The sequence below is a fragment of the Pseudomonas oryzihabitans genome, assembly GCF_032027545.1.
GTDB lineage: Bacteria > Pseudomonadota > Gammaproteobacteria > Pseudomonadales > Pseudomonadaceae > Chryseomonas > Chryseomonas oryzihabitans_F.
The window spans coordinates 62,191-77,932 of record NZ_JAVSJB010000005.1 but is presented as its reverse complement, the minus strand read 5'-3'; the positions used below and the strand labels follow the sequence as shown (position 1 = coordinate 77,932).

General features: G+C 63.0%; 13 protein-coding genes and 2 pseudogenes. All 15 read left to right on the top strand.

The annotated features are described in order from the left end of the window. Window positions 1-124: 124 nt before the first annotated feature. Window positions 125-1,606: a glutamate--tRNA ligase gene (gene gltX, locus RND78_RS09895; protein ID WP_312728267.1), complete on the top strand. Its 1,482-nt coding sequence runs from the start codon at window positions 125-127 to the stop codon at window positions 1,604-1,606. A gap of 63 nt (window positions 1,607-1,669) precedes the next feature. Next, the gene (locus RND78_RS09890; protein ID WP_312728265.1) at window positions 1,670-2,281 is read left to right on the top strand and encodes a YitT family protein; all 612 of its coding nucleotides are present in this window, start codon (window positions 1,670-1,672) and stop codon (window positions 2,279-2,281) included. A 114-nt stretch (window positions 2,282-2,395) separates the two neighbouring features. Beyond that, complete coding sequence (hisC, locus tag RND78_RS09885) at window positions 2,396-3,508, top strand: histidinol-phosphate transaminase (RefSeq protein WP_312728263.1); 1,113 nt, start codon at window positions 2,396-2,398, stop codon at window positions 3,506-3,508. After that, window positions 3,501-4,418, top strand: a pseudogene (locus RND78_RS09880) (prephenate dehydrogenase/arogenate dehydrogenase family protein); the annotation flags it as partial. The gene hisC and the pseudogene RND78_RS09880, both read left to right, overlap by 8 nt. 26 nt (window positions 4,419-4,444) lie before the next feature. Next, the gene (cmk, locus tag RND78_RS09875; protein ID WP_312728261.1) at window positions 4,445-5,131 is read left to right on the top strand and encodes a (d)CMP kinase; all 687 of its coding nucleotides are present in this window, start codon (window positions 4,445-4,447) and stop codon (window positions 5,129-5,131) included. A gap of 140 nt (window positions 5,132-5,271) precedes the next feature. After that, the gene (gene rpsA, locus RND78_RS09870; protein ID WP_058761299.1) at window positions 5,272-6,951 is read left to right on the top strand and encodes a 30S ribosomal protein S1; all 1,680 of its coding nucleotides are present in this window, start codon (window positions 5,272-5,274) and stop codon (window positions 6,949-6,951) included. A gap of 186 nt (window positions 6,952-7,137) precedes the next feature. Next, window positions 7,138-7,425: an integration host factor subunit beta gene (gene ihfB / locus RND78_RS09865; protein WP_059226840.1), complete on the top strand. Its 288-nt coding sequence runs from the start codon at window positions 7,138-7,140 to the stop codon at window positions 7,423-7,425. 244 nt (window positions 7,426-7,669) lie between these two features. Further along, window positions 7,670-7,876: a hypothetical protein gene (locus tag RND78_RS09860; RefSeq protein ID WP_059226841.1), complete on the top strand. Its 207-nt coding sequence runs from the start codon at window positions 7,670-7,672 to the stop codon at window positions 7,874-7,876. Between the two features lie 137 nt (window positions 7,877-8,013). Further along, entirely contained in the window at window positions 8,014-8,985 is a 972-nt protein-coding gene (locus RND78_RS09855; protein WP_312728251.1) for an NAD-dependent epimerase/dehydratase family protein, read from the top strand. Continuing rightward, the gene (locus RND78_RS09850) at window positions 8,979-10,028 is read left to right on the top strand and encodes a glycosyltransferase family 4 protein (protein WP_312728249.1); all 1,050 of its coding nucleotides are present in this window, start codon (window positions 8,979-8,981) and stop codon (window positions 10,026-10,028) included. The genes RND78_RS09855 and RND78_RS09850 overlap by 7 nt, the downstream gene beginning before the upstream one ends. Window positions 10,029-10,038: 10 nt before the next feature. Then, window positions 10,039-12,026 (top strand): annotated as a pseudogene (locus tag RND78_RS09845) (polysaccharide biosynthesis protein). 219 nt (window positions 12,027-12,245) lie between these two features. Next, window positions 12,246-13,310, top strand: coding sequence for a dTDP-glucose 4,6-dehydratase (gene rfbB, locus RND78_RS09840; protein WP_312728246.1), 1,065 nt, complete (start codon window positions 12,246-12,248; stop codon window positions 13,308-13,310). A gap of 72 nt (window positions 13,311-13,382) precedes the next feature. After that, window positions 13,383-14,264, top strand: coding sequence for a glucose-1-phosphate thymidylyltransferase RfbA (rfbA, locus tag RND78_RS09835; protein WP_007160390.1), 882 nt, complete (start codon window positions 13,383-13,385; stop codon window positions 14,262-14,264). After that, the gene (rfbC, locus tag RND78_RS09830; protein ID WP_312728244.1) at window positions 14,264-14,800 is read left to right on the top strand and encodes a dTDP-4-dehydrorhamnose 3,5-epimerase; all 537 of its coding nucleotides are present in this window, start codon (window positions 14,264-14,266) and stop codon (window positions 14,798-14,800) included. Before rfbA ends, rfbC begins: the two co-directional genes overlap by 1 nt. Then, window positions 14,797-15,711, top strand: coding sequence for a dTDP-4-dehydrorhamnose reductase (rfbD, locus tag RND78_RS09825; RefSeq protein WP_312728241.1), 915 nt, complete (start codon window positions 14,797-14,799; stop codon window positions 15,709-15,711). Before rfbC ends, rfbD begins: the two co-directional genes overlap by 4 nt. The last annotated feature ends 31 nt before the right edge of the window (window positions 15,712-15,742 follow it).

The window sequence follows — 15,742 nt, the reverse complement described above, 5'->3', positions numbered from 1 at the left end:
TTCGCCTTGCTTTGCTCTAGCTCGCGAGAACGTGAACAGGCTCTACCGACCCGTCAACTGGCAGCGCCAGGGCTGGCGCTGCTACCATTCCGCCTTTGTCCCTTCGCGTTTCTCGAGAAAGCCGATGACCACCGTTCGCACGCGCATCGCGCCGTCGCCCACTGGCGACCCGCATGTCGGTACCGCCTATATCGCCCTGTTCAACCTCTGCTTCGCCCGTCAGCACGGCGGTCAGTTCATCCTGCGCATCGAGGATACCGACCAGGTCCGCTCTACCCGCGAATCCGAACAGCAGATCTACGATGCCCTGCGCTGGCTGGGTATCGAGTGGGACGAGGGGCCGGACGTCGGTGGTCCCCATGGTCCCTACCGGCAGAGCGAGCGCGGCGAGATCTACTGGAAGTACGCTCGCGAACTGGTGGAGAAGGGCCATGCCTTCTACTGCTTTGCCACCCCGGAAGAACTCGACCAGATGCGCGCCGAACAGCAGGCGCGCGGCGAGACCCCGCGCTACGATGGTCGCGGCCTGCGCCTGACTCCGGAAGAGGTGCAGCAGCGCCTGGACGCTGGGCAGCCCTACGTTATCCGCATGAAGGTACCGGAGGAGGGCGTCTGCGTCGTCCCCGACCTGTTGCGCGGCGATGTCGAGATCCCCTGGGATCGCATGGACATGCAGGTGCTGATGAAGGCCGACGGCCTGCCCACCTATTTTCTGGCCAACGTGGTCGACGACCACCTGATGGGCATCACCCACGTCCTGCGTGGCGAGGAGTGGCTGCCCTCGGCGCCCAAGCTGATCAAGCTCTACGAGTACTTCGGCTGGGAGCAGCCCCAGCTCTGCTACATGCCGCTGCTGCGCAACCCCGACAAGAGCAAGCTCTCCAAGCGCAAGAATCCCACCTCGGTGACCTTCTACCAGCGTATGGGCTACCTGCCCGAGGCCATGCTCAACTATCTCGGTCGCATGGGCTGGTCCATGCCCGACGAGCGCGAGAAGTTCACCCTGGCCGAGATGATCGAGCATTTCGACCTGCAGCGCGTCTCCCTCGGGGGGCCCATCTTCGACGTCGAGAAACTGTCCTGGCTCAATGGCCAGTGGCTGCGCGAGCTGAGCCCGGAGCGCTTCGCCGCCGAGGTGCAGCAGTGGGCGCTCAATCCCGAGTACCTGCTCAAGATCGCCCCCCTGGTGCAGCAGCGCGTCGAGACCTTCAGCCAGATCGCCCCGCTGGCCGGTTTCTTCTTCAGCGGCGCCCTCAACCTGGATCCGGCGCTGTTCCAGCACAAGAAGCTGTCCGCCGACCAGGTCCGGCTGGTCATGCAACTGCTGCTGTGGAAGCTCGAAGCCCTGCGGACGTGGGACAAGGAGCGCATCACCGCGGTGATCCAGACGGTCGCCGAGCACCAGCAACTCAAGCTGCGTGATGTCATGCCGCTGCTTTTCGCCGCCATCACCGGCCAGGCCAGCTCGGTCTCGGTGCTGGATGCCATGGAGATCCTCGGTCCGGACCTCACTCGCTTCCGTCTGCGCCAGGCGGTCGAACTGCTGGGGGCGCCCTCCAAGAAAGAGACCAAGGAGTGGGAGAAGCTGCTGGCCGAGCTCGGCTGACAGAACCTTCCCGGCCGGCCCCGTCCCTGGGGCCGGCTCCCTTTCTCGCGCCAGGATGGCCGCATGACCTCCGTGACTCCCCAACGGCACAATCTGCTCGAAGATGTGCTGGCCCTGCTCAGCGCTACCTTGATGATCGCCCTGGCGGTCAACCTCTATCGCCACGCTGGCCTGCTCACCGGCGGTACCGCCGGGCTGGCCTTTCTCGCCCAGTACGGCACGCGGCTGTCCTTCGGCCAGGCGTTCTTCCTCATCAATCTACCCTTCTACTGGCTGGCCGTGCGGCGCATGGGCTGGGCCTTCACCCTACGCACCCTGGCGGCAGTGACCCTGGTCTCGCTGCTCACCGAGCTGACGCCGCGCTTCATCGGCTTCACCGCACTGCAGCCGCTCTACGCGGCGGTGCTCGGCGGCGTGCTGATGGGCGTGGGCCTGTTGATCCTGTTCCGCCACCAGGCCAGTCTCGGCGGCATCAACATCGCCGTGCTCTATCTGCAGCATCGCTACGGCTGGCGTGCGGGCAAGGTGCAGATGGGCATCGATTGCCTGATCGTCCTGCTGGCGCTGTTCGTCGTCGCGCCGGGCGCCATCCTCACCTCCATCCTCGGTGCCGTCATCCTCAATCTGACCCTGGCGATCAACCATCGCCCCGGTCGCTACAGCGCCATCAGCTAGAGGCTTTCCGTCGCGCCAGCGCAACTTCGATTGGTCCGCGACGCGCCTTGGCTTTAAGATGGCGCCCATTTTCGACGGCCACGGCTGTCGTCATCGCAAGTTGAAGAGGTTTCCATGAGCTGCGATTTCCTGGCACAAGCCCTTCCCGGCGTACAGAAACTCTCGCCCTACGTGCCCGGCAAGCCCGTCGATGAACTGGCCCGCGAACTGGGTATCGCACCAGCGAGCATCGTCAAGCTCGCCAGCAACGAGAACCCCCTCGGCCCCAGCACCAAGGCGCTCGAGGCCATCCGCGCCGAGCTGGCCGAGCTGACTCGCTACCCCGACGGCAACGCTTTCGACCTCAAGCAGGCCCTCAGCCAGCGGTTCGGCGTGGCGCCCAGCAGCATTACCCTGGGCAATGGCTCCAACGACATCCTCGAACTGGTCGCCCGCGCCTACCTGGCGCCCGGCTACAACGCCGTGTTCAGCGAGCATGCCTTCGCCGTCTACCCGCTGGTGACCCTGGCCATCGGCGCCGAGGGCCGCAGCGTCCCGGCCAAGGACTACGGTCATGACCTCGACGCCATGCTCGCCGCCATTGATGCCGACACCCGCGTGGTCTTCGTCGCCAACCCCAACAACCCCACCGGCACCTGGTTCGACAGCGACGCCCTGGCGCGCTTCCTCGCCCGCGTCCCCGAGCAGGTGCTGGTGGTGCTGGACGAGGCTTACATCGAATACGCCGAGGGCGATGAGCTGCCGGACGGCCTGGCCTTCCTCGTGCAGTACCCGAACCTGATCGTGTCGCGGACCTTCTCCAAAGCCTATGGCCTGGCCGCCCTGCGGGTGGGCTACGCCTTCTCCTCGCCGACCGTGGCCGATGTGCTCAACCGGGTGCGCCAGCCGTTCAACGTCAACAGCCTGGCCCAGGCCGCCGCGTGCGCCGCCCTGGCCGACAGTGACTACCTGGCCCGCAGCCGCGCCCTCAACGACGCCGGCATGGCCCAACTGGAAGCCGGTTTCCGCGAACTGGACCTGCACTGGATTCCCTCGCGCGGTAATTTCATCGCCGTCGACCTGGGCCGCGATGCGGCGCCGATCAACCAGGGACTGCTGCAGGAAGGTGTCATCGTCCGTCCCGTCGCCGGTTACGGCATGCCGACCTTCCTGCGCGTCTCCATCGGCACCGAGGTGGAGAACGCCCGCTTCCTGGCGGCGCTGACCAAGGTCCTGGGTCGTGGCTGAGGTGGGCGCCCCGCTGATCGAGCGCCTCGTCGTCGTCGGCCTGGGGCTGATCGGCGGCTCCTTCGCCAAGGGTGCCCGCGCCAGTGGCCTCTGCCGTGAAGTGGTCGGAGTCGATCGCGATCCAGAGACCCGCCGCCTGGCGGTCGAGCTGGGCGTGGTCGACCGTTGCGTCGCCGAGTTGGCCGACGCCTGTCCGGGCGCCGACGTCATCCAACTGGCCGTGCCCATCCTGGCCATGGAGCGGGTGCTCGCCGAGCTGGCAGCGCTGCCCCTCGGCACGGCCATCCTCACTGACGTTGGCAGCGCCAAGGGCAACGTGGTGCGGGCCGCGCGCCAGGCCTTCGCCGGCCAGTCGCTGCGTTTCGTGCCGGGTCATCCCATTGCCGGTTCCGAGCGCAGTGGCGTCACGGCGGCCAACGCGGCCTTGTTCAATCGCCACAAGGTCATCCTCACGCCGCTGGACGAAACCCTGCCGGCCGACCTGGACAAGGTCGACCGCCTCTGGCGCGCCATGGGTGCCGACGTCGAGCACATGACCGTCGAGCATCACGACCAGGTCCTCGCCGCCACCAGCCACCTGCCGCACCTGCTGGCGTTCAACCTCGTGGACTCCCTGGCCAAGCGCAGCGAGAACCGCGAGATCTTCCACTACGCCGCCGGTGGTTTCCGCGACTTCACCCGCATCGCTGGCAGTGATCCGACCATGTGGCACGACATCTTCATCGCCAATCGCGAAGCCGTGCTGCAGGCGCTGGACACCTACCGCGCCGATCTCGACGAGCTGCGTGGCGCCATCCAGGCCGGCGATGGTCAGTTCCTCATGGAGGTGCTGACCCATGCGCGCGGCGCGCGCGAGTATTTCGGTCGCATCCTTGCCAGCCGTACCCAGGCCGGCGCCCAGGTCGCCGCCAATCATCCCATCACGGAGGGGCACTCATGAGCAGTACCGCACCCGTCATCACCCTCGACGGCCCAGGCGGTTCGGGGAAGGGCACCATCGCGGCGCTGGTCGCCCGTCAGCTCGGCTGGAATCTGCTGGATTCCGGGGCACTCTATCGCCTGCTGGCCTTCGCCGCCCGCAACCACGGCGTCGACTACACCAACGAGGAATCGCTCAAGCTCCTGGCGGCCCACCTGGACGTCCAGTTCCTCGCCGGCCATGAGCACGGTCAGCGCATCATCCTCGAGGGCGAAGACGTCACCGACGTCATCCGCACCGAGGAAGTCGGTGCCGGCGCCTCCCAGGTCGCCACCCTGCCAGTCGTGCGCGATGCGCTGTTGCAGCGCCAGCAGGCCTTCCGCGAGGCCCCTGGCCTGGTAGCCGATGGGCGTGACATGGGCACCGTGGTGTTTCCGGACGCCGAACTGAAGATCTTTCTGACCGCCGGTGCCGAGGAACGGGCACAGAGACGCTATCTTCAGTTGAAGCAGAAGGGCGAAAATGTTAGCTTGCCTGCCCTCCTGGAAGAGATCCGTGAGCGGGACGCCCGCGATAGTCAGCGTAGCGTTGCTCCGCTCAAGCCCGCCGACGATGCCGTCGAGCTGGATTCCACGCATCTCTCCATACAACAGGTATTGGAACGCATCCTGACCCTGGCCGCCGAGCGCGACCTGGCGGGATGAAGGCCGAGGCTCATCCGAGTCGTCGGTGAAAGCTGCCGGGAACCAGTCGCATCCCGGTAGCCGGATGGTAACCACTCACCCCGCATGGGCTGGTCATGCGGTAGCCGGATACATCGGGTATCCATACAACAGGTATAAACATGAGCGAAAGCTTCGCAGAACTCTTTGAAGAAAGTCTGAAATCCCTCGACATGCAACCGGGTGCCATCATCACGGGTACCGTGGTGTCCATCGATGGTGACTGGGTTGTGGTCGACACCGGCCTGAAATCCGAAGGCCTGGTTCCGCTCGAGCAGTTCTACAACGAACAAGGCGAGCTGACCATCAACGTGGGCGACGAAGTCCACGTGGCCCTGGATGCCGTTGAAGACGGTTTCGGCGAAACCAAAGTGTCTCGCGAAAAGGCCAAGCGCGCCGAGTCCTGGCTGGTCCTGGAAGCCGCGTTCAGCGCCGACGAAGTGGTCAAGGGCGTTATCAACGGCAAGGTCAAGGGCGGTTTCACCGTCGACGTCAGCGGCATCCGCGCGTTCCTGCCGGGCTCCCTGGTCGATGTCCGTCCGGTGCGTGACACCACCCACCTGGAAGGCAAGGAACTCGAGTTCAAGGTCATCAAGCTGGACCAGAAGCGCAACAACGTTGTCGTTTCCCGTCGTAGCGTCCTGGAAGCCGAGAACAGTGCCGAGCGCGAAGCCCTGCTGGAATCCCTGCAGGAAGGCCAGCAAGTCAAGGGTATCGTCAAGAACCTCACCGACTACGGTGCGTTCGTCGACCTGGGCGGCGTGGACGGCCTGCTGCACATCACCGACATGGCCTGGAAGCGCATCAAGCATCCGTCGGAAATCGTCAACGTCGGCGACGAGATCGACGTCAAGGTGCTGAAGTTCGACCGCGAGCGCAACCGCGTCTCCCTGGGTCTGAAGCAGCTGGGCGAAGATCCGTGGGTCGCCATTAAGGCCCGTTACCCGGAAGGCACCCGCGTTCAGGCGCGCGTCACCAACCTCACCGACTACGGCTGCTTCGCCGAGCTGGAAGAGGGCGTGGAAGGCCTGGTGCACGTGTCCGAAATGGACTGGACCAACAAGAACATCCACCCGTCCAAGGTCGTTCAGGTCGGCGACGAAGTGGAAGTCATGGTCCTGGATATCGACGAAGAGCGTCGTCGTATCTCCCTGGGCATCAAGCAGTGCCGTGCCAACCCGTGGGAAGAGTTCTCGGGTCAGTTCAACAAGGGCGACCGCATCTCCGGCACCATCAAGTCGATCACCGATTTCGGTATCTTCATTGGTCTGGAAGGCGGCATCGACGGCCTGGTACACCTGTCCGACATCTCCTGGAACGAAACCGGCGAAGAAGCCGTGCGTCGCTTCAAGAAGGGTGACGAGCTGGACACCGTGATCCTGTCCGTCGACCCCGAGCGCGAGCGCATCTCCCTGGGTATCAAGCAGCTGGAAGACGATCCGTTCTCCAACTACGCCTCCCTGAACGAGAAAGGCACCATCGTGCGCGGTACCGTCAAGGAAGTCGATGCCAAGGGCGCTGTCATCAGCCTGGGCAACGAGATCGAAGGCGTCCTGAAGGCGTCCGAAATCAGCCGTGACCGCGTCGAAGACGCTCGCAACGTGCTGAAGGAAGGCGACGAAGTCGAAGCCAAGATCATCAGCATCGATCGCAAGAGCCGCGTGATCAGCCTCTCCGTCAAGTCCAAGGACGTCGACGACGAGAAGGAAGCCATGAGCTCCCTGCGTAGCAAGCAAGAGCCTGCTGCTGGCCCCACCACCATCGGTGACCTGATCAAGGCCCAGATGGAGAGCCAGAACTAAGTTCTCGCTTGAATGAAAAGGCGACCTTCGGGTCGCCTTTTTCTTGCCCGGCGAAAAAGAGGCGGGCGGTAGTGGCAAGCAAAAAGCTGAGGGCGGCAAAGCCGGTCGCTTGACTTTTCAAAAATCGGCCAGCGTGCTAAAAGTGCTCGGAGGTGATCTAGCCGCTTGATAACGAAGGAAAAATCCATGACCAAGTCGGAGTTGATCGAGCGTATCGTTGCCTACCAGGGGCAGCTGTCGTCCAAGGACGTCGAGCTGGCGATCAAAACCATGCTGGAGCAGATGGCGCAGGCCCTTTCCACCGGTGATCGTATCGAGATCAGGGGATTCGGCAGCTTCTCCTTGCATTACCGTGCACCTCGCACCGGGCGCAATCCCAAGACGGGAGAGTCGGTCCTGCTGGATGGCAAGTTCGTGCCGCATTTCAAGCCCGGCAAGGAGCTGAGGGATCGGGTGAACGAGCTGGAGCCATAAAGTCGACGCTGAATTCAGCTCGTCCTTTCAAAATCCCGCAACTTTTTGATTTATCGATGCTTTTTAAGCTTGGCTGGCTCGTCAAAAAAGCGTTGTTGCTGTAAACGATATCGGTATTTTGACGTTTACAAAAAAAGTCAAGTCTTTTTGATATTTTTGTAGACGGGTTCCGTTTTTTGTATGAGACTTCGCTCACATAAGGTCCTGGTCGACCTAGTAGTCCACTCCGAGTGAGGAAGTTGTCATGCGCCATTATCTTTTCATCTGGATCGGTATCGCCGCCTGCTTCACCAGCATGCAACTCGGACATCCCTTCCTGGCGGTAGCCGCCCTGGCCGGCAGCTGGCTGGTTGCTCTCTTCCTGCAACCTACTCAGCGCGTCGAGACCTTCTCGCGCCACTACGTCGCCCAGCAGGTCGTCAACGTGCCTGTTGCCGCTAAGACGCTCTAAGCCAACTCGTTTTCATGGCCCACCAGGCCTGGCCTGGTGGGCTTTTTTATGGCCGGCGTTTTTGCATCGCTAGGTGCTCGTCGCGCAATGTCTTACCATGGTCGCCGACTTGGCTGGTGGAAGGGCGCTTGGCATCGATGGAACGCGGTATTCTGGTGACGGGGGCGGGAGGGTTCGTGGGTACTTCCCTGGTCCGGCATCTGCTTGACGAGGGTTATCCCGTAGTCGCTGCGCTACGTCAGGCCCCAACGGCCACTCCGAGAAGGAATCTTACCTTCGTGAGCCGGGAGCTCGTGGCCGATACCGATTGGTCGGCGGTGCTGGTGGGTGTCGATACCATCATCCATCTGGCCGCACGCGTCCATCAGCTGGGTGAGCAACCCGGCGCTCTCAGCGATCGGCAATATGACGAGGTGAATCGGGCCGCTACCTTGAAGCTGGCGCGGGATGCCGTCCTGGCGGGCGTCCGCCGTTTCATCTTCGTCAGCAGCATCAAGGTCAATGGCGACTGGACACTGCCGGGACGTCCCTTCCGTGCGGACGATCCGCCCGCTCCCACCGATGCCTACGCCCGCTCCAAGGCCGCCGCCGAGCAGCAGTTGCTGGCGCTCATGGAGGAGACCGGCCTGGAGGTAGTCATCATCCGACCACCACTGGTCTATGGCCCGGGCGTGAAAGCCAATGTCGCCCGCTTGCTGGATGTATTGGCTCGCGGCGTACCGCTGCCCCTGGGTGGGGTAAGGCACAACCGGCGCAGCCTGGTCTACGTAGAAAACCTGGTCGACCTGCTGACGCTGTGCATCTCGGCGCCGCAGGCGGTAGGCGCCACCTTGCTGGTCAGCGACGATGAGGATCTGTCTACCGTTGAATTGCTCGAGCTGCTGAGCGAGGGCTTGGGCAGGAAGGCCAGATTGATCCCGATTCCCAGCGTCTGGCTCGAAAGAGTCGCCCGGCTGCTGGGACGTGGCGAGCTGGCGCAGCGACTCTGTGGCTCGTTGCAGGTGGACATCCAGCCTACCAAGACCCTGCTGGATTGGCAGCCACCCTACTCGGCCCACAGCGCCCTGCGGGCGTTGGGCGCGCAACGGGCGGAGGCGGTGGCATGCTGATTCTGGTATTGATCGCGGCGCTGGTCGGCAGTTGGCTGGGGACGGCGGCGTTGCGCCGCTATGCCCTGTCCGGTGGTCTGCTCGACGAGCCCAATGCGCGTAGCTCGCATCAGGTGGCGACACCCCGCGGGGGCGGTCTGGCTTTCGTGGTGGTGTTCGTGATCGGTTGCCTCGCCTTGCAACTGCTGGGATGGCTCGATACGGCGACCGGCAGCGTCCTGATCGGGGCGGGGCTCCTGGTGGCGGTGCTGGGCTTCATCGACGATCATCGACATGTCGGCGCCGGCTGGCGCTTGCTCGGGCATTTCCTCGCGGCTTTCCTGGCCTTGCTGTGGCTCGGTGGGTATGGGGTGCTGCCCGAAAGCCTGGCGCAGGCGCTGGGTTTGTCGCGCGCGTTGATCCTGGCCCTTGGCGCGCTCTACCTGGTCTGGCTGTTGAATCTCTACAATTTCATGGACGGCATCGACGGCATCGCCGCGGTGGAGGCCTTGAGCGCCTGCCTGGGCATGGCACTGCTCTACGGTGTCGCGGGATATTCGCAGTTGCTGGGAGCCCCCCTGCTGCTGGCGGCGGCGGTCTCGGGATTCCTGCTGTGGAATTTCCCGCCTGCGCGGATCTTCATGGGCGACGTTGGCAGCGGCTTTCTTGGCCTCGTGCTGGGCATGCTGTCGCTGCAGGCGGCCCAGGTCGAGCTGTCGCTGTTCTGGGCCTGGGTGATCCTGCTGGGCGTCTTCATCGTCGACGCCACCTGGACCTTGCTGCGCCGTCTGACACGTGGCAAGAAGCCCTACGAGGCCCACCGTACCCATGCCTACCAGTGGGCCTCGCGGCGCCATCGCAGCCATAGGGCGGTGACCCTGGCGGTGCTCTGCATCAATCTGTTCTGGCTGCTGCCCATCGCTTTGCTGGTAGGCACTGGGCATTTAGCTGCCATACTGGGGCTGTTGCTTGCTTATGGACCTCTGTTGGGTCTGGCCCTTGGATACAATGCTGGGACCGATGAGATAGCCTCGGCTGTGCCGTCCACCGGGTTCAGGGAGTAGGAACACTGCTATGTTGCGTGACCGTCTGGTCAAGCTGAACCGGCGTACCAAGCGAGTCATCCAGGTCGCGGTCGATCTGGTATTGATCTGGATTTCACTGTGGCTCGCCTTCTATCTGCGGCTGGGCTCCACGCAGATGATCGAGCCCTTCAGTGGCCACGCCTGGTTGTTTCTCACCGCGCCGGCCATCGCCATCCCCCTGTTCATCCGCATCGGCATGTACCGCGCAGTCATGCGTTACCTGGGCAACGATGCGCTGATCGCCATCGCCAAGGCGGTGACGCTTTCGACCCTGCTGCTGTCCGTGGTCATCTACTGGTATCGCGACCTGCCGGAGATCGTGCCGCGTTCGATGATCTTCAACTACTGGATCGTCAGCCTGATCCTCATCGGCGGGTTGCGCCTGGCGCTGCGCCAGTACTTCCTGGGCGACTGGTATCGTGCCATCACCGTACCCTTCATCAAGCAGCCGGACGAATTGCCTCGTGTCGCCATCTATGGCGCCGGTTCGGCGGGCAATCAACTGATCGCGGCGCTGCGCATGGGGCGGGCGATGCGGCCGGTGGCCTTCATCGACGATGATAAGAGCATTGCCAATCGCATCATCGCGGGCCTCAAGGTCTACACCCCCAAGCACATCCAGCAGATGATCGAAGAGACCGGGGCCGAGGAAATCCTCCTGGCCATCCCGTCCGCCACCCGTGCCCGGCGCCGGGAGGTCCTGAGTCTGCTCGAGCCCTATCCCTTGCATGTCCGCACCGTCCCGCGGATCAGCGATCTTGCCTGTGGCAAGGTGCAGGTCGACGATCTGCAGGAAGTGGATATCGCCGACCTACTGGGGCGCGATCCGGTAGCGCCGCGGCCCGAACTGTTCAGTCGCTGCATCAGCCAGCAGGTGGTGATGGTGACGGGGGCGGGTGGCTCCATCGGTTCCGAACTGTGCCGGCAGATCATCGGGCAGAGACCGCGGGTGCTGATCCTGCTCGATCATGCCGAATTCAATCTCTACAGCATCCATCGGGAGCTGGACGCCCATATCCAGCGTGAAGCCCTGCCGATCACCCTGGTGCCCGTCCTGGGATCGATTCGCAACGCCGCGCTGCTGCTGCAGGTGATGCGTCACTGGAAGGTGGCGACCCTGTACCATGCGGCAGCCTACAAGCACGTGCCCATGGTCGAGCACAACATCGCCGAGGGATTCGGCAACAATGTGCTGGGTACGTTGAACGCCGCCCAGGCGGCGATCCAGGTCCAGGCGGGCGTCACCAGCTTCGTGCTGATTTCCACCGACAAGGCGGTTCGCCCGACCAACATCATGGGCAGTACCAAGCGCCTGGCCGAGATGGTCCTGCAGGCGCTCAGCCGCGAAGCGGCACCCATACTCCATGGCCAGGCCGAAGGCATTCACCAGGTCAATCGCACCCGCTTCACCATGGTCAGGTTCGGTAATGTCCTGGGGTCGTCCGGCTCGGTCATCCCCCTGTTCCGCGCCCAGATTCGCAAGGGTGGACCGGTTACCGTGACCCATCCCAAGATCACGCGGTTCTTCATGACCATCACCGAGGCGGCGCAACTGGTGATCCAGGCCGGGGCCATGGGTGAGGGGGGGATGTCTTCGTGCTGGACATGGGCGAGCCGGTGCGCATCGTCGAGCTGGCTGAACAGATGATCAAGCTGTCGGGCCTCAGCGTGCGTTCTCCTGCCAATCCCCATGGCGATGTGGCCATCGAATTTACCGGTCTGCGGCCTGGCGAGAAGCTCTACGAGGAATTGCTCATCGGTGATGACGTCAGTCCCACCTCGCATCCCAAGATCATGCGTGCCAGCGAAGACTTCCTTGCCTGGGACATCTTCCGGTCTGCCCTCGTCGAATTGAGTCGCTCGGTCGAGGCCGGCGACTATGTCCGGGTGCGCCAGCTGCTGCGCGACACCGTTGCCGGTTACACACCGGAAGGCGATATCGTTGACTGGTTGCACACCAACCGGTCCATCGATTGACCTTGGGCACTGTCTCAAATCCTGTATTTGAAGCCGAGCACAGAAGCGGCACCCTCTCGTCGCTGAGCTGAACTTTCCTTTTCTGCCACTGTTTAACTCAGGTCTTTGGGCGTGCGGCGTTGGCCGCGGCCCGAGCCAGGGATGGCTGCGCCGTCCTCCGATGTCCTGCGCGCCGGTTCGGGCAGGATGATGTGCAAATCGATATAGGCAGGATTCAGGATGAAGGTACTGGTAACGGGTGGCGCGGGTTTCATTGGTTCCGCCGTAGTACGTTTTCTTATCAACGAAACCCCATGCAAGGTCGCCAACGTCGACAAGCTGACCTACGCCGGTAATGTGGATTCACTGGCAGATGTCTCCGCGTCCGACCGCTATGAGTTTCACCAGGTGGACATCTGCGACTTCGGCGCGCTGCAGAAGGTGTTCGCCACCTTCCAGCCCGATGTGGTGATGCACCTGGCTGCCGAATCCCATGTGGATCGTTCCATCGAGGGGCCTGCCGACTTCATCCAGACCAACGTCGTCGGTACCGGCGTGATGCTGGAGGTCACCCGGGCGTACTGGAACGGCCTGGAGCCCGAGGCCAAGGCGGCCTTCCGCTTTCACCACATCTCCACCGATGAAGTCTATGGCGACCTGCATGGCACCGACGACCTCTTCACCGAGACCACCCCCTATGCGCCGAGCTCGCCCTATTCGGCCAGCAAGGCCGGCAGCGACCACCTGGTGCGCGCCTGGGGCCGGACCTACGGCCTGCCGGTGCTGGTGACCAACTGCTCGAACAACTACGGTCCCTATCACTTCCCCGAGAAGCTGATTCCCCACGTCATTCTCAATGCCATCCACGGCAAGCCGCTGCCGGTCTATGGCGACGGTTCCCAGGTGCGTGACTGGCTGTTCGTCGAAGACCATGCCCGTGCCCTCTACACCGTAGTGACCCAAGGCGAGGTCGGTGAGACCTACAACATCGGCGGTCACAACGAGAAGCGCAACCTGCAGGTCGTCGAGACCATCTGTGACCTGCTCGAAGAGCTGGCCCCGCAGAAGCCCGAGGGCGTCGAGCGCTATCGCGACCTGATCACCTTCGTCAAGGATCGTCCCGGCCACGACATGAGATATGCCATCGACGCCAGCAAGATCGGTCGCGAGCTGGGTTGGACGCCGGAAGAGACGTTCGAGACCGGCATGCGCAAGACTGTCACCTGGTACCTGAACAATCGTGAGTGGTGGCAGCGGGTACTGTCCGGTGCCTATCGCCTCGAGCGTCTCGGCGAAGCCGTCTAACGATCCTATCGCGGACACGCTCCTGAGGGTGTCCGACCGACAGCAACAGTCAATTTTCAGAGGACGATTGCCATGAGCAAATACAAGGGAATCCTGCTGGCCGGTGGATCCGGTACTCGTTTGCACCCCATTACCCTGGGCGTGTCCAAGCAGTCGCTGCCGATCTACGACAAGCCCATGATCTACTATCCGCTGTCCGTGCTGATGCTGGCCGGTATCCAGGAAGTGCTGATCATCTCGACGCCGGCCGATCTGCCGGGCTTCCAGCGCATGCTGGGTGACGGTAGCCACTTCGGCATGCAGCTGAGCTACGCCGAGCAGCCCAGCCCGGACGGCCTGGCCCAGGCCTTCATCATCGGTCGTGAATTCGTCGGCGATGACAACGTCTGCCTGGTGCTGGGCGACAACATCTTCTACGGCCAGCGCTTCAGCGAGACGCTGCTCAAGGCAGCGAGCGTGGAGAAGGGCGCCACCGTCTTCGGCTACTACGTCGCCGACCCCGAGCGTTTCGGCGTGGTCGAGTTCGACGAGCAGGGCAAGGCCCTGAGCATCGAAGAGAAGCCCAAGAAGCCGAAATCCAACTATGCCGTCACTGGTCTGTATTTCTACGACAACGACGTGCTGGACATCGCCGCCAACATCAAGCCGTCGCCCCGTGGCGAGCTGGAAATCACCGACGTCAACAACGAGTACCTGCGCCGCGGCTCGCTGAACGTTTCCTTGCTGGGCCGTGGTTTCGCCTGGCTGGATACCGGTACCCACGATGCCCTGCTGGAAGCCGGCCATTTCGTCCAGACCATCGAGAAGCGCCAAGGGCTGAAGGTTGCTTGTCTCGAAGAGATCGCCTTCCAGAAAGGCTGGATCACCTGCGAGCAGATGGCGTTGCAGGCGGAAGCCCTGAGCAAGACCGGTTATGGCCAGTACCTGGCGCGTCTGTGCAAGGAGCAGGACTGATGCAGGTCTTCGAAACGGCGATCCCGGACGTCAAGCTGATCGAGCCCAAGGTCTTCGGTGACGACCGCGGCTTCTTCCTGGAGTCCTTCCAGGCCGAGCGTTATGCCGAGCAGGCGGGGATCACCCTGCCGTTCGTGCAGGACAACCACTCGCGTTCCGCCCGGAACGTGCTGCGTGGTCTGCACTTCCAGCGCAACAAGCCCCAGGGCAAGCTGGTGCGGGTCGTGCGGGGCGAGGTGCTGGACGTGGCCGTCGACATTCGCCGAGGTTCGCCTACCTTCGGCAACGTGGTGGCCGAGATCCTTTCGGAAGAGAACAAGCGCCAGCTCTGGATACCGCCGGGTCTGGCCCATGGCTTCGTGGTGCTGTCCGAAACCGCTGATTTTGAATACAAGTGCACAGATTATTACGATCCCTCTGATGAAGGATCGTTGATCTGGAATGATCCGGATCTGAATATCGACTGGCGGGTAACGGATCCCATCCTGTCCGCCAAAGATGCACAAGGACTTCGATTGGCGGAGCTGTATAGATGAAGATACTGGTTACCGGAGCGAACGGTCAGGTCGGGCGTTGTCTGACCGACCGCCTTCAGCATTCAGAACTGGCATGGGAGGCCCATGGACGTGCCACTCTGGATATTGCTGACGAAGGTTCGGTAACCAGCCATCTCGCACGTTTTACCCCGGATGTCGTGATCAATGCGGCGGCCTATACGGCGGTGGACAAGGCCGAGCAGGAGCCGGAGATCGCCGCGCGCGGCAACATCGAAGGCCCTGCGGTGCTGGCCCAGGCCTGCGGTGCGGCGGGTATCGCCCTCCTGCACCTGTCTACCGACTACGTATTCGACGGTACGGCGACGGAGCCTTATCGAGTAGAGGATCCGGTCAGTCCCTCCGGGGTCTACGGCATGACCAAGTTGGAAGGCGAGAATCGTATTCTGGCTGCTTGCCCGCGTAGCGTTGTGCTGCGGACGGCCTGGGTGTTCAGTGAGCACTGCAACAACTTCCTCAAGACCATGCTGCGCCTGGCGGCCGATCGTGACGAACTACGGGTGGTGAGCGATCAGGTCGGCTGCCCCACCTACGCAGGGCACATTGCCGACGCCTTGTTAAGCATCGCTGCTCAAGTCCAGGCAAGCCCCGCGGATAAGGCGTACGGACTCTATCACTACGCCGGTGACAGCGGACTGAGCTGGTGCGACTTCGCGCGTTACATCATCGATGTTGGTCAGGAAGTCGGCATGCTGGAACGCGCGCCCCTCATCACCGGGATCGCCACCTCCGAGTTTCCCACCCTGGCCAAGCGACCCGCCTATTCGATGCTGGATTCGAGCGCGCTGCAGAGCGCCTTCGGCATCGCGCCGAGCGACTGGCGTCAAGGCGTGCGGCAGACCCTGGCCGCGCTCAAGACCGAGCGCGAGCGCGCCGGATCGTTGGTCAGTTGACAGCCTGACGGAGCGCGATAAGCTTTTCGCA